Source organism: Aeromonas sp. R3-1, from assembly GCF_040908345.1.
Classification (GTDB): domain Bacteria; phylum Pseudomonadota; class Gammaproteobacteria; order Enterobacterales; family Aeromonadaceae; genus Aeromonas; species Aeromonas veronii.
This window is the reverse complement of record NZ_JBFODN010000242.1, coordinates 39,313-53,755: the sequence shown is the minus strand read 5'-3', so window position 1 is coordinate 53,755 and position 14,443 is coordinate 39,313. Positions and strand designations below refer to the sequence as shown.

Sequence of the window (14,443 nt, the reverse complement as noted above, 5' to 3'; positions counted from 1 at the left end):
TAAACAGCTTAAAATCCGGACCAGATGGTCGTTGGCAGGCCATCTTAGCACATTCCTTGAACAACAAACAAACGAGAGCCATAAGAGGCTTAGTCAGCTTGCTTGCGCAGGAACGCCGGAATATCCAGGTAATCCGGTTCACGACGAGCTTGCGGCTCGGCGTTGACCACCTTGGCCGGGGCTTCGTCCATCACGCGGCCTTGCATCATGTCGCTAACCAGCGGCTGACGCACCGGGCGCTCTTGCACCTGGCTGCTCTTGACTAGCGTGATGTCCGGCTTGCGCTCGGCACCGATACCGGTAGCAACCACGGTCACACGCAGTTCGTCGTGCATTTCCGGATCGATTACGGTACCCACAACTACAGTGGCGTTCTCGGAAGCGAAGGCCTTGACCGCGTTACCCACGGTTTCGAACTCTTCGATGGTCATGTCCATACCGGCGGTGATGTTGACCAGGATGCCACGGGCACCGGCCAGATCCACATCTTCCAGCAGCGGGCTGGAGATGGCTTTCTCGGCCGCTTCTTCAGCACGGTCATCACCGGAGGCGGAGCCGGTACCCATCATGGCGGTACCCATTTCACGCATCACGGTACGCACGTCCGCAAAGTCGACGTTGATCAAGCCCGGACGGGTGATCAGCTCGGCAATGCCCTGTACCGCGCCAAGCAGTACATCGTTGGCCGCCTTGAAGGCATCCAGCAGGGAGATACCGCGACCCAGCACCTTCAGCAACTTGTCGTTGGGGATGGTGATCAGGGAGTCGACATTCTTGGAGAGCTCTTCGATACCGTGCGCGGCGAAGCCCATCCGCTTCTTCCCTTCGAAGGAGAACGGCTTGGTCACCACAGCAACGGTCAGGATGCCCATCTCGCGTGCCACTTCGGCCACGATCGGCGCAGCACCGGTACCGGTACCACCGCCCATACCGGCAGCGATGAACACCATGTCGGAACCGGTCAGCAGCTCACGCAGCGCTTCGCGATCTTCCATGGCCGCATCACGACCCACTTCCGGATTGGCGCCGGCACCCAGACCCTTGGTGATGCCACCGCCGATCTGCAGGGTAGTGTTGGCGCTGGAGTTACGCAGTGCCTGGGCGTCGGTGTTGACGGTAATAAACTCAACACCCTCAATATTTTGACGAACCATGTGCTCGACAGCGTTACCGCCGCCGCCACCTACACCGATCACTTTAATGACGGCTTCGTCAGTGTGGCTATCCATAAATTCAAACATGTTGTCTCTCCGCTTTATTTGCCTGACTCAGCAAAATTCTTAGAACTCGCCACGCAGCCAGTTGCTAACCCGTTTGACCAGGCCACCGACGCTTGCCTTGGCGGCATATTCTTTGTTGCTACCTGTGGCTTGATGGGTGCGGCCATATTGCAGCAACCCGACCGCAGTCGAGTACACCGGTGCCTGCACGTAATCACTCAAACCACGTATGTTCATGGGCTCTCCCACCCGGACCTGGCTCTGGAAGATCTGCTCTGCACACTCCACAATGCCTTCAATCTGGGCAGCGCCGCCGGTCAAGACCACACCGGCTGCCAGCTGATGCTTGACCCCCTGCGCTTTCAACTCGCTTTGTACCCGCACCAGCTCATCATTCACCATGGAGAGCAACTCGGTGTAACGGGGCTCAATCACTTCAGCCAGTGTCTGCCGTTGCAGGCTGCGCGCCGGGCGACCGCCGACACTGGGTACTTCAATATTGTCTTCCTTGCTGACCAGACGACCGAGGGCGCAACCGTAGCGCACCTTGATCGCTTCCGCGTCGAGCGGCGGCGTGCCGAAGGCGTAGGCGATGTCGCTGGTCACAGTGCTGCCAGCATACGGGATCACCTTGGTGTGGCGCAGGGCACCGCCGGTAAACAGCGACATATCCATGGTACCGCCACCGATGTCCACCACGCAGACCCCCAGCTCTTTCTCGTCTTCGGTCAACACCGCATAGCTGGAGGCCAGCGCGGAGAAGATCAGTTGATCGACTCGCAGACCCACTTTCTCGACACACTTCTCGATGTTGCGAGCCATGTCGTTGTGGCAGGTGATCAGGTGAACCTTGGCAGCCATCCGTACACCGGAGAGGCCGACCGGATTCTTGATCCCTTCCTGATAATCGATGGCAAACTCCTGAGGCAGCACATGCAGCACCCGCAGCTCGTCGGAGAGGCGAACCGACTTGGCGGTGTGGATCACGTTGTCCACATCCTCCTGGGTCACCTCTTCATCGGAGATGGGCACCATACCGGTCTCGTTGCGGCAGTCGATATGCTTGCCGGACAACCCCAGATAGACCGAGCTGATCTGGCAATCTGCCATCATCTCGGCCTCTTCCACCGCGCGGCGCAGTGACTTGACCACGGAGTCGAGGTCATTGACCCCGCCCTTCTCCATTCCGCGAGAAGCGTGACTGCCCATACCGATGACGTTCAGTTCACCGTCCGGCAATACTTCCCCGACCAGAACCGCCACCTTGGTTGTGCCGATATCCAGTCCGACAATCAAATTCCTATCTGCGGTGTTGGTCATGCACTTTCTCTTCGCTCTTCTTCCAGCCAACTGCCATTCCGGTGTCGTATCGAAGATCCACGTAAGCGACTTGCGCACGGGGTTCGATAACCGGGAAGGCATCGATAAACCGCTGCAGCCGGAGCGCAATGTCATTGCGTCCCAGGAACAGCTTGATATTGCCATCCAGGGTCAGTTCCCAGGCATGGCGGGGGGTCAGATTCACCCCCAGCAACTTGTATCCCTTGGCAGCCAGTTGCGACTCGTACTGCCGACTCTCTTTCAACACCCGGGCAGCCTGGTCATCCGGCCCTGACAGCTGCAACAGCGGCGTCTTGACCCGATCCGGGGCACTGAATACCTTGCCCTTGGTGTTGACGAAGCGGTTGCCATTCCAGCGCGCCGCCACATCTTGTTCCGTGAGGTAGATCTTGATCTTGTTCGGCCACTTCTTGCGTACCGAGACCGAGGCCACCCATGGCAAGGCATTGAGCCTTGCCTGCAATTCGTTGACGTCCAATTCGAAGAAGTTGCGCAGCTCGGCGCCATCCAGCACGGCCATCCGCAGTTCTTCGGTTTGCAAATACTGGTGTTGCCCCTGCAGCAACAGCTCGCTCATGGGCAACCGGTTGGCATCTGTCAGCCAACCTTTAACATCCAGCGCCGTCCGGTAGCAGCCCCATATCACCAGCAGGAAAAACGCTACCCCTGCGATGAAGCCACCCTTGGTGCGCCCCTGTGCCCTTGCCTCCACCCGATCGATCCCCGTGTAACGCGCTAAACCGGCCTTTGACAGACCGGTTCGCCATTATATAGGCCCCGGCTTGGCGGTCAAAATACTCATTGGGCCCTCAGGCGCCAGATTTCATGCTATCTATGCTCAATTTCATCTCTCCGAGACGACGGGCCAGTGCCCCGACGTTCCCGGCGCCTTGAGTCAACACCAAGTCCCCCTCGCCGACCAGGTCGGCCAGCACGGCTGGCACGTCATCTGGCGTAGCGACGAAGATGGGTTCCAAGTTGCCGCGCGAGCGAATGGAGCGGCACAGTGCCCGTCCATCAGCGCCCGGGATCGGCTCCTCACCGGCAGCATAAACCTCCAGCATCACCAGCACGTCTACCTTGGAGAGCACATCGGCGAAGTCCTCGTAGAGGTCGCGGGTACGGGTATAACGGTGCGGCTGGAACACCATCACCAGACGCTTCTCGGGCCAACCGGCACGGGCGGCGTTGATGGTGACCTTCACTTCGCTCGGGTGGTGACCGTAATCGTCCACCAGCATCGCCTTGCCGCGACCGGTTTCAAACTCGCCATACTGCTGGAAGCGACGACCGACCCCTTCAAATTTGGCCAGTGCAGAGATGATGGCCTCATCGCTGACACCGTCCTCTGTCGCGACAGCTATCGCCGCGGCAGCGTTCAATGCGTTGTGAATACCCGGCAAATTGAGGGTCACCTGCAGCTCACCCGCCTCTTTGCGGCGAACACGGAAGCAGCTGTGGTTGGTGGTCTGGACAAAATCCAGCACCTGCACATCCGCATCGTCAGAGAGACCGTAGGTCAAGGTCGGACGGGCAATCTCGGGCAACATGCCACGGATCACCGGATCATCGATGCAGACCACCGCCAGTCCGTAGAAGGGCAGATTGTGCAGAAACTCGATGAAGGTGGCCTTCAGCTTGGAGAAATCACCGCCGTAGGTATCCATGTGATCCGCTTCGATGTTGGTCACGATAGAGACCATCGGCTGCAGATGCAGGAAAGAGGCGTCGCTCTCGTCCGCTTCTGCAATCAGGTAACGGCTGCTGCCCAGGCGGGCATTGGTGCCGGCACTGTTGAGCAGGCCACCGATGACGAAGGTCGGATCGCGGTCGGCTTCGGCATAGATGCTCGCCACCAAACTGGTGGTGGTGGTCTTGCCGTGGGTACCGGCGATGGCGATACCGTGGCGGAAACGCATCAGCTCGGCCAGCATCTCGGCACGGCGCACCACCGGGATCCGCAGTTCGCGGGCAGCCAGCAGCTCCGGGTTGTCCTGCTTGATGGCAGTAGAGACCACCACCACGCTGGCACCCTCAACGTGTTCGGCACTGTGGCCGACGAAGATATGGGCGCCCAGTCCGGCCAACCGCTCGGTCACGGCGTTGCGAGCCAGATCAGAACCCGTTACCTGATACCCTTCGTTGGCAAGCACTTCGGCGATCCCGCCCATACCGGCACCACCGATGCCGATAAAGTGGATGCGACGCACGCGGCGCATTTCGGGGATCACAGTACGCAGTTTTGCCAGTTCAACCTTGGTCATAATCGTCTCTTTAGTCTGCCGCAGGCCATGTGCCGTCAAAGCACGGCTGCACGGCGGCATCAATACATACAGGTACAAGGCTGCACGGTGTCACCGCTGCAACCTTGCTCATCAATCTTTACCACGCTGCCCGGTTGCGAGCTGTTTGCACTCATCGGCAACCCGCTCGGCCGCATCGGTGATGGCGACGCGGCGAGCCGCTTTCGCCATGTTAAACAGAGTCTCCCGGCGACCAGCCAGCCAGGTCAGGCGAGCCGCCAGTGAAGCGGTGTTCAGCTCGGACTGGGGCAGAAACTCGGCCGCACCGCCGTCGACCAGGGTCAGGGCGTTACGGGTCTGGTGATCATCCACCGCATGGGGCAGCGGCACGAAAATGGCGGCCACACCGGCGGCAGCCACTTCGGAAACAGTCAGCGCACCGGCACGGCAGACCACCAGGTCGGCCCAGGCGTAGGCGCTGGCCATATCCTTGATAAATTCGCTCACCTCGGCATTGATGCCGTGCTGGACATAGGCAGCAGAGACAGTCTCGGCATTGCCCTTGCCACACTGGTGACGCACTTCAATGGGCACGCCGGATGCCGCCACCGCAGCAGGTACCTGCTCGTTGAGCACCCGCGCCCCCAGACTGCCACCCACGATCAGCAGATGCAGTGGCTCATCTCCGCTGCGCAGTTGCGGATCCGGCAGAGCGACCACTTCGGGACGCACTGGATTGCCCACCACGGCGGTGCGACGGCTCGGCGCGAAGGCGCCCGGAAATGCCATCAAGACCCGCCTGGCGATACGGGCCAGCAGCTTGTTGGTCATGCCTGCAGCAGCATTTTGCTCATGGAGCAGCAACGGGATGCCGGAGAACCAGGCCGCCACGCCACCCGGGCCGGAAGCAAAACCGCCCATGCCGAGCACCACATCAGGACGAACGGTCTTGAGCACCTGACGCGCCTGCAGGATCGATTTGATGATGCGATAGGGCGCAACCAGCAGTCGCTTGATGCCGTTGCCACGCACCCCCTGAATATCGATGAAGGAGATGGGATAACCGTGGGCGGGCACCAGCTCCGCCTCCATCCGGTCGGCAGTGCCGAGCCAGTGGACAGTCCAGCCCTGGGCCTTCAGGCGATCGGCCACGGCCAGACCGGGGAACACATGCCCACCGGTACCACCCGCCATCACCAACAGAGTCTTGCTCACTAAACCTCCCGCACGCGCGCCTGGGCTGTCGCCTGACGCAACTCAAAATCGATTCGAATCAACATGCTCACCGCCACCGACATGATGATGAGACTGGAACCACCGTAACTGACCAGCGGCAGGGTCAAGCCCTTGGTCGGCATCATGCCGCTGGCCGCGCCGACGTTGACGAAGGTCTGGAAGCTGAACCAGATGCCGATGCCGATCGCCAGATAACCGTCATAGAGCCGCTCTGCCACCAGCGCGCGATGCCCCAGCTTGAGCGCCTTGACCGCCAACGCAAAAATCAGGAACAGGGCGCCCAGCACCCCGACGTACCCCAGCTCTTCACCGAGGATCGCAAACACGAAGTCAGTGTGCGCTTCCGGCAAGTACTCCATCTTCTGGATAGAGTTGCCAAGCCCTTCGCCAAACCAGCTGCCACGGCCAAACGCCATCAACGACTGGGTCAACTGGTAGCCGCTGCCGAACGGATCGGCCCAGGGATCCATAAAGGAGGTCACCCGCCGCATCCGGTAGGGCTCGACGATGATCAGCATCACCACAGAGCCGAGGCCCGCGCCGATCAGGGTCAAAAACTGTCCCAGTCGGGCACCGGCCAGAAACAGCATGCCGAACGAGGTAACGAACATCACCACGGTGGAACCCAGGTCAGGCTGCAACAGCAGCAAGACCGCCAGCACCCCGAACACCGCCAGCGGTTTCAGGAAGCCGATCCAGGCTTCACGCACTTCGCTCTGGCGCCGCACCAGATAGCCGGCCAGATAGACAAACAGCGCCAGCTTGCCAAACTCGGCAGGCTGCAGGTTGAAGGGGCCGAGCGGCAACCAGCGCACCGCACCGTTAACGTTTCGGCCCACCAGCAGCACCAGCACCAGCATCAAGATCGCCAGCAGCAGCATGGGGCCGTTGTGCTGTTGCCAGCGCGCCATCGGCACCTGCAACACAAACCAGGAGATACCGAGCGCCATCACCAGAAACAGGGCGTGACGCTTCACAAACATGAAGGGGTCATCCCCCAGCGCAATCCCTTCGGGGATCGACGCCGAGGCCACGATGACCACCCCGACCGCCATCAGGGAGAGCGCCAGCAGTACCAGCTGCCGATCGTAGAGACCGGCAGGACGCGCCGGTAACAACCAGCGCTGGAACAGACCTGCTGCTGCGCGAAGGGCGTTCATAGTGCCAGCACCATCTCGGTGAAACGATCGCCGCGCACCTCGAACGACTTGAACTGATCGAGGCTGGCACAGGCTGGCGCCAGCAGCACCCAGTCACCGGGCTTGGCATCGGCCGCCGCTTTGGCAACCGCAGCGGCCAGGTCGGCCACCCGTTCGGTCTGCTCGCCCAGTGCCAGCAGTACCTCGGCATCCTGACCGAAGCAGTACATGTGATCGATCTGGTTGCCCAGCAGCGCCTGGATCGGGCCAAAATCCTGCCCCTTGCCCTGACCACCGGCCAGCAACAGCAGGCGCCCCTTGACCGACTCGCGCACACCGGCAACGGCAGCCAGAGTCGCCCCCACGTTGGTGGCCTTGGAGTCGTTGATCCAGCGCACCCCGTTCACCTCGCGTACGAAGCGGGCACGGTGTGGCAAGCCTTCAAAGCGACGCAGCACGGTAAGCTGAGCCGCACGAGGAATACCGACCGCATCGCACAGCGCCATGGCCGCAAGGGCGTTGGCCTGATTGTGGGCACCGACGATCTTCATCTCGTCCACCGCCAGCAGCGGTTCGCCGTGCAGGGTCAACCAGTAGCGGCCATCCAGCAGGCAACGACCATAACCATTGCAGTCGAGACCAAAGCTCTGCCACACCTGACCCACATCGGGCAGAGTCTGGGCATCATCACGATTGACCAGAATGTGTTTGGAGTGCTGATGGATCTCCATCTTGGCGGCGCGATAGTCGGCCATGCCCTGATAGCGATCCATGTGATCTTCGGAGAGGTTCAGCACCACGGAGGCGGCAGCACGCAAACTGTGAGTTGTTTCCAGCTGGAAGCTGGAGAGCTCCAGCACACAGAGATCCATCGGCTGCTTGAGCAGCTCCAGCGCCGGTGTACCGATATTGCCGCCCACGCCGACATTGAGGCCGGCTTCGGCAATCATCTCGCCCACCAAGGTAGTGACGGTGCTCTTGCCGTTGGAGCCGGTAATGGCGATGACCGGAGTCTGGGTCTCGCGCACAAACAGCTCGATGTCACCGACGATCTGCACACCACACTCGGCAGCCGCTTTCAGTTCGGGGGTCGCCAGCGCGATACCCGGGCTCGCGACGATCATGTGCGCCTGCTTGAGCAGCGCCTCGTCGAGACCGTGAATGAGCTCTACCTCAGGCGGCAGTTGATCCTTGCCGGGCGGGTTGGCACGGGTATCCATCACCAATGGCGTCACGCCACGGCCGAGGAAGTAATCGACACAGGAGAGCCCGGTTTTGCCCAATCCGATGATGATGACCATGGCCTTACCTCACCTTCAGGGTGGCAAGACCCAGCAGCACCAGCACGAGGGTAATGATCCAGAAGCGCACGATGACGCGCGGCTCCGGCCAGCCCTTCTTCTCGTAGTGGTGATGGATAGGCGCCATGCGGAAGATCCGCACGCCGCGCAGCTTGTATGAACCCACCTGCAGGATCACCGAGACGGTCTCCATCACAAAGACGCCACCCATGATCACCAGCAGGAACTCCTGACGGACCAGCACGGCGATGGTACCGAGCGCGCCGCCCAGCGCCAGGGAACCAACGTCCCCCATAAAGACCTGCGCCGGATAGGTGTTGAACCAGAGGAAACCCAGACCCGCCCCGACGATGGCAGTACAGACGATCACCAGCTCGGAGGTATAGGGCACGTAGGGAATGTGCAGGTAGTTGGCAAAGTTGACGTTACCGGTGGCCCAGGCGATCAGGGCAAAGCCCCCCGCCACCATCACGGTCGGCATGATGGCCAGGCCGTCGAGACCGTCGGTCAGGTTGACCGCATTGGAGGTACCGACGATGACAAAGTAGGTCAGCACGATAAACATCAGGCCAAGCTGCGGCATCACATCCTTGAGGAAAGGCACCACCAGCTGGGTCTGCCCCTCATGGGTTGCAGTCGCATAGAGGAACACCGCCACCGCCAGCGCTACCGCTGATTGCCAGAAATACTTCCAGCGCGCGATCAGGCCGTCGGTATTCTTGCGCACCACCTTGAGGTAGTCGTCGGCAAAGCCGATGGCGCCATAGGCACCCAGCACAAACAACACCAGCCAGACATAGGGATTGTCGAGGCGGCACCAGAGCAGCACAGACGTGAAAATCGCCGCAATGATCATCAGGCCACCCATGGTCGGGGTGCCCCGCTTGCTGAGGTGGGACTCGGGACCGTCGTTGCGGATTACCTGACCAAACTTCAGGATCTGCAGACGGCGGATCAGCCGCGGCCCCATCCAGAGGGCAACCCCCAGTCCGGTGATGATCGACAGGATGGCGCGAAACGTCAGGTAGGAGAAGACGTTGAAGAAGGTGAAGTGCGGGGTGAGCAGTTCGGCCAGCCAGACTAGCATGTGGCTGACTCCTGATGGTCTTTGACCATCTCGACGATATCTTCCATGCGGGAGCCACGGGCGCCCTTGACCAGAATCGAAATTTCCTGATGTGTATTTATCATTTGCGCAAGCACTTCAAACAACGACGCCTTGTTATCGAAATGTCGGCCAGCCGCGGCATCTGCGGTGTGGCGACTCTCTTCCCCCACTGTCAGCACGGCATCCAGACCGCGCTCGCGGGCATGACGGCCAACCCGGGCGTGTTGCTCGGCAGACTCCTCACCCAGTTCCCGCATATCACCGAACACCAGCACCTTGAAGCCGCCCATGGCGGTCAGGGCATCGATGCCCGCCAGCACGGATTCCACGCTGGCATTGTAGGTATCATCCACCAGGGTCAGACCGCCCCAGCGCTGGACGCAGAAGCGCCCCTTGACCGGTGCCATCTGCTCCAGCCCCGCCTTGACACAGGCGAGGGATGCGCCGAGGGCCAGACAGCCCGCGGCGGCAGCCAACGCATTGGCCACGTTGTGGCGACCCGGGATCGCCAGAGTCAGGCTCAGCTCACCCTGCGGGGTCACCATCACGAACTCGGCGCAGCCTTGCTCGTTGAGCACAAGGTTGCGCGCGTGGAACGGCTGGCTCTGATCGTCGATGGAGAAGGCGCACTGAATGCCGCGTTCCCGCCACTTCGGCCAGAATTCGTTATCGGCATTGACGATGGCGGTGCCACCCTGGCTCAGCCCCTCAAAAATTTCGCTCTTGGCGTGGAACACCCCTTCCAGCGAGCCGAAGCCCTCCAGATGGGCCGCCGCCACGTTGTTGATGATGGCGGCATCGGGTTTGGCCAGCGAGGTAGTCCAGGCGATCTCGCCCGGATGGTTGGCACCCAGCTCCATCACCGCAAACTTGTGCTGCGGCTCGAGGCGCAGCAGGGTGAGCGGCACGCCCACCTCATTGTTGAAGTTGCCAGCGGTGGCCAGCACTTCCCCTTCGTTGCGCAGGATGGCAGTTGCCATCTCCTTCACTGTGGTCTTGCCGCAGCTGCCGGTAATGGCCAGCACTTTCGGATTGATGCGCTCACGCACCAGTTTGCCGAGTCGGCCCAGTCCTTTCAGAGTGTCGGTCACCACCAGCTGGGGGATGGCCAGCGGCAGTTCACGCTCAACCAGCAGGGCAGAGGCCCCTGCCTGAACAGCCTGCTCGCAAAAATCGTGGGCATCGAAGCGCTCGCCGCGCAGGGCAACGAACAGGGCACCCGCGCCCAGAGTGCGGGTGTCGGTACTGACGACGCTGATCTCGCCATCGTTACCAATCAGACGGGCATCGAGTACCTGCGCCAGCTCGGCAAGCCTGAGGGTCATCATTTGAATGACTCCAATAATGTGTGCAAGGCGGCCGCGACGGTTTCCCGGTCGCTGTAGTGCCGCTTGTCGGTTCCAATGATCTGATAATCCTCGTGACCCTTACCGGCCACCAGGATGATGTCCTGTTTGCTCGCCTGACCGATGGCCAGCGAAATCGCCTTGACCCGGTCGTGCTCCACCTGCACCGCAGCAGGATCGCGAAGACCCGCCACCATGTCGGCCATGATCCGGGCCGGCTCCTCGGTACGGGGATTGTCGTCGGTCAGGATCACGCGATCCGCATACTGCTCGGCCATGGCGGCCATCATGGGGCGCTTGCCGCGATCGCGGTCGCCACCACAACCGACCAGACACCAGAGCTGCCCTGTGCAGTGCACCCGCAGGGCCTGCAATGCCTTCTCCAGTGCATCAGGGGTGTGGGCGTAATCGACCACCGCCAGTGGCGTATCGCCACCGCCAAAACACTCCATGCGACCGGTCACTGGTTGCAATTTCGGGGCAGTTGCCAGCAGCTCGTGGAAGTCGTAACCAAGCACCAGCATCACGCCCATCGCGGCCAGCACATTGCTGACGTTGAAGCGCCCGAGCAAGGGGGCGGATAATACACCATTCCCCCAGCTGGAGTTAATCTGCGCACGAAAACCTTGCTGGTGAAAATCGAGCTGCTGCGCCGTTAATTGACGGCCAGAATGGTGTTCAATCGGGCCATCCACACTGAAGGCCACCGCTGCCGGGTATTTTTCGAGCCACTTAGCACCCAACTCGTCATCACGGTTGATCACCGCATTCGACTCATCGACCAGCTGCAACAGCTGCTCCTTGGCGGCGCCATAGGCCTCCATGGTGCCGTGGTAGTCGAGGTGATCCCGGCTCAGGTTGGTAAAAACAGCGGCGGCAAAGGGCAAAGCTGCCACACGGTGCTGTACCAGACCGTGGCTTGAAACCTCCATCGCTACCAGGTCCGCGCCCTGATCTTGCAGCGCAGCCAGATTGGCTTGCACCTGCACGGCGCTGCCGGTGGTATTTTCCGCTTCGATCAAATTGCCAAACAGGCCGTTGCCGATGGTGCCCATCACACCCGCCTTGCCACCCAGCAGGGTGCGCCAGTTGGCGACCAGCAGCGCCGTAGTGCTCTTGCCGTTGGTGCCGGTGATCCCGACCAGATCCAGTTTTTTGGCTGGCTGATCGTAGAAATAACCTGCAAGAGCAGAGAGGTGAGCGGGCAGATCCCGCATCCCGATACAGGGAACCGGAGTCGATGGTGGGATAAATTCACCATCCTCCTCAAACACAACAGCGGTCGCTCCCTGAGCCACCGCCTGTTCGATAAAACGTCTGCCATCCACCTGATGACCGCGAATGGCCACGAAGAGCGAGCCGGGGCCAACCCGCCGACTATCCAGCTGGATATCGGTCAGGGTGAGCGCCGGCGCCTGGATACCGAAGGGGCGCAGTAATGCATCAAGTGCGCGGGACAAGAGAAGCCTCCGTACGGGCAAGTTTGGTGGGCACCGCTGGCGGCACCGCATCGGGACGAATATTGAAGAGCTGCAGCACCCCGCCCATGGCCTCTGCAAATGGTGGGGTCGCCACGGCGCCGCCATAATAGGCGCTGCCTTTTGGCTCGTTGATCACCACCACCATGACGAAACGGGGATCACTGGCGGGAGCGAAACCGGCAAACCAGGCCATGTAATCCTTGCCATAGCCACCGGCGACGGCAACCTTGGCAGTACCACTCTTGCCGCCAACCCGATAGCCCGGGATCTTGGCTTTTGGAATGGCGTTGTCGACCACATACTCCAGCGCCTGCAACATGGCAGCGGCGTTGTTGTGATCGATAACCTGCTCACCCTTGGGCGGCGTAGTCACCTTGACGATGGAGAGCGGCACCCGCTTGCCCTTGTTGGCCAGGGTGGCGTAGGCGGAAGCCAGCTGCAGCGGGGTGACTCGCAGACCATAACCGAACGAGAGGGTTGCCCGCTCGATATCGGACCAGCGACGACGCTGGGGCAGCATGCCGCTGCTCTCGCCCATCAGCCCGCTGCCGGTATCCATGCCGAAGCCGAACATGCTGAGGGTATTGATCATCTCCTGCGCCGGCATCCGCAGCGCAATGCGCGACATACCGATGTTGGAGGAGTAACGCAGGATATCGTAGAGGTTGGTCGCCTTGTGGATACTGACGTCCTTGATCTGCTTGGCACCGATAAAGAGCGGACCACCGGGAATGAAATCTTTCCAGCTGGTGACACCTGCCTGCAAGGCACTGAGCAAAATCAATGGCTTGACGGTCGAACCCGGCTCGTAGGTATCGGTCACCACCCGGTTGCGTACCCGGAAACTCTGATACTGGCCGCGGTTGTTCGGGTTATAGGAGGGGGTGTTGACCATGGCGAGTACTTCACCGGTCTTGATATCCAGCATCACCATGGAGCCGGAGGTCGCCTTGTTCTCGTCGGTTGCCCGCTTGAGGGCACGGTAGGCCAGAGCCTGCACTCGCTGATCGATACTGAGCTGCAGATCGTTGGCGTTCTTGCCCTCTTTGACGATGCCAAGCCGCTCGATGACGCGCCCCTGACGATCCTTGCGCACCCGCATTTCGCCGGGTGTCGCCGTCAGCCACTCGTTGTAGCTGCGCTCGATCCCTTCAATACCGCTGCCATCGATGTTGGTTACCCCCACCAGATGGGCGCTGATCTCACCGGTCGGGTAGAAGCGGCGTGCTTCGGGGCGCAGGTAGACGCCACCCAGCTTGAGCCCCTTGATATATTCCGCCACCGCAGGAGTAACCTGACGCTGCAGATAGACGAAGCGCTTGCTGGGGTTGGCGATGCGGTGTTTGAGGGTATTGATGTCGAGCTTGAGCACGGCGGAGAGCGCCAGCCAGGCTCGCTCATTATTGATGGCGCCGGATTCATGTACCGTCTTGGGATCGGCCCAGACCGCCTCGACCGGTACAGAAACCGCCAGCTGCTCGCCGTTGCGATCGGTGATCATGCCGCGCACCGCCTGGGTAGAGGTGGTACGCAGGGAACGCATGTCACCCTCCTGACGCAGACGATCCGGATTGATCACCTGGATCCAGGCCAGACGCAGGATCAGACCCACAAACGCGATGCCGATAAACACCGCAAGCGTGCGAAAGCGCCACGGATAGATCGATGGCGCTTTGACATTCGCTTTGGCAGTTTTGGCTGTAGCCTTGCGTTTCATGGTTGGGTAATTACCTTCTCGGTGGTCACCAGCGGACGACCCATCTGCAACTTGTCCATCGCCAGACTCGCCACCCGGGAATGTTCAGCCAGGGTGCCCTGCTCCAGCAGCAGGTGGCGCCATTCGATATTGAGGCGATCCTCTTCTGCCATCAGATCGTTCTGCTTGGCCGTCAGACCGCGGGTCATGTTGGTCACCAGGATCACGGCAAACGCGGTCACCAGCACGGCGACCGACAGAAAAATCTGCAGCTTGTGCCGCCAGAGATCGGCAACGATCTCCTTGGCCAGATGAACACGCACTTCGCTCAT

Annotated in this window: 12 protein-coding genes; all 12 read right to left on the bottom strand. The window is 60.9% G+C overall.

The features are described 5' to 3' along the window. Positions 1–89: 89 nt before the first annotated feature. Positions 90–1,241 carry a cell division protein FtsZ gene (gene ftsZ, locus AB5Y85_RS15980; RefSeq protein ID WP_005336147.1) on the bottom strand — a complete coding sequence of 384 codons (1,152 nt, stop codon included), beginning with the start codon at positions 1,239–1,241 and terminating at the stop codon, positions 90–92. A 39-nt stretch (positions 1,242–1,280) separates the two neighbouring features. Next, positions 1,281–2,540, bottom strand: coding sequence for a cell division protein FtsA (gene ftsA, locus AB5Y85_RS15975; protein WP_005336148.1), 1,260 nt, complete (start codon positions 2,538–2,540; stop codon positions 1,281–1,283). Then, complete coding sequence (locus tag AB5Y85_RS15970; protein ID WP_005336149.1) at positions 2,521–3,273, bottom strand: cell division protein FtsQ/DivIB; 753 nt, start codon at positions 3,271–3,273, stop codon at positions 2,521–2,523. The genes ftsA and AB5Y85_RS15970 overlap by 20 nt, the downstream gene beginning before the upstream one ends. Before the next feature lie 97 nt (positions 3,274–3,370). Next, complete coding sequence (murC, locus tag AB5Y85_RS15965; RefSeq protein ID WP_064341794.1) at positions 3,371–4,825, bottom strand: UDP-N-acetylmuramate--L-alanine ligase; 1,455 nt, start codon at positions 4,823–4,825, stop codon at positions 3,371–3,373. Positions 4,826–4,936: 111 nt separating this feature from the next. After that, on the bottom strand, positions 4,937–6,019 hold the full coding sequence (gene murG, locus AB5Y85_RS15960; RefSeq protein ID WP_257686545.1) for an undecaprenyldiphospho-muramoylpentapeptide beta-N-acetylglucosaminyltransferase: 1,083 nt from the start codon (positions 6,017–6,019) through the stop codon (positions 4,937–4,939). After that, complete coding sequence (ftsW, locus tag AB5Y85_RS15955; RefSeq protein ID WP_005336154.1) at positions 6,019–7,200, bottom strand: cell division protein FtsW; 1,182 nt, start codon at positions 7,198–7,200, stop codon at positions 6,019–6,021. The genes murG and ftsW overlap by 1 nt, the downstream gene beginning before the upstream one ends. Beyond that, positions 7,197–8,480, bottom strand: coding sequence for a UDP-N-acetylmuramoyl-L-alanine--D-glutamate ligase (gene murD / locus AB5Y85_RS15950; RefSeq protein ID WP_005336156.1), 1,284 nt, complete (start codon positions 8,478–8,480; stop codon positions 7,197–7,199). Before murD ends, ftsW begins: the two co-directional genes overlap by 4 nt. A gap of 4 nt (positions 8,481–8,484) precedes the next feature. After that, entirely contained in the window at positions 8,485–9,567 is a 1,083-nt protein-coding gene (gene mraY / locus AB5Y85_RS15945; RefSeq protein ID WP_005355120.1) for a phospho-N-acetylmuramoyl-pentapeptide-transferase, read from the bottom strand. Beyond that, entirely contained in the window at positions 9,561–10,916 is a 1,356-nt protein-coding gene (gene murF / locus AB5Y85_RS15940) for a UDP-N-acetylmuramoyl-tripeptide--D-alanyl-D-alanine ligase (protein ID WP_257686544.1), read from the bottom strand. Before murF ends, mraY begins: the two co-directional genes overlap by 7 nt. After that, complete coding sequence (gene murE / locus AB5Y85_RS15935; RefSeq protein WP_257686543.1) at positions 10,913–12,445, bottom strand: UDP-N-acetylmuramoyl-L-alanyl-D-glutamate--2,6-diaminopimelate ligase; 1,533 nt, start codon at positions 12,443–12,445, stop codon at positions 10,913–10,915. The genes murF and murE overlap by 4 nt, the downstream gene beginning before the upstream one ends. Continuing rightward, positions 12,378–14,132 (bottom strand): penicillin-binding transpeptidase domain-containing protein, encoded by a 1,755-nt coding sequence (locus AB5Y85_RS15930; protein ID WP_257686542.1) that lies wholly within the window; start codon positions 14,130–14,132, stop codon positions 12,378–12,380. Before AB5Y85_RS15930 ends, murE begins: the two co-directional genes overlap by 68 nt. Further along, positions 14,129–14,443 carry a cell division protein FtsL gene (gene ftsL, locus AB5Y85_RS15925; RefSeq protein WP_005336166.1) on the bottom strand — a complete coding sequence of 105 codons (315 nt, stop codon included), beginning with the start codon at positions 14,441–14,443 and terminating at the stop codon, positions 14,129–14,131. Before ftsL ends, AB5Y85_RS15930 begins: the two co-directional genes overlap by 4 nt.